Below are 355 nucleotides of genomic sequence, written 5' to 3' on the forward strand. Positions count from 1 at the left end.
TCCAGTACTATTTATTTTAATAGTAGCGTTTTAATTTATATGTGGGTGATTAGCTCAGTTGGGAGAGCATCGCCCTTACAAGGCGAGGGTCACTGGTTCAAGTCCAGTATCACCCACCACATATAGAACCTGTTATTATATTAGTAGTTGCATGTTTTAAATTTGTAATATGAGTCACAAGCTCAGTTGGAAAAAAGAGAGCATCACCGCTATTTACAAGTAACGGCGAAGTTCACTGGTTAAAGTCCAGTACTATTTATTTTAATAGTAGCGTTTTAATTTATATGTGGGTGATTAGCTCAGTTGGGAGAGCATCGCCCTTACAAGGCGAGGGTCACTGGTTCAAGTCCAGTAT

General features: G+C 39.2%; 1 tRNA gene. It reads left to right on the plus strand.

Annotated elements, in window-relative coordinates:
• Positions 1-43: 43 nt before the first annotated feature.
• Positions 44-119 (plus strand) — tRNA-Val (locus H5163_RS21120).
• The last annotated feature ends 236 nt before the right edge of the window (positions 120-355 follow it).

It is taken from the genome of Pseudoalteromonas sp. SG44-8 (assembly GCF_014164125.1).
GTDB classification, from domain to species: Bacteria; Pseudomonadota; Gammaproteobacteria; order Enterobacterales; family Alteromonadaceae; genus Pseudoalteromonas; species Pseudoalteromonas rhizosphaerae.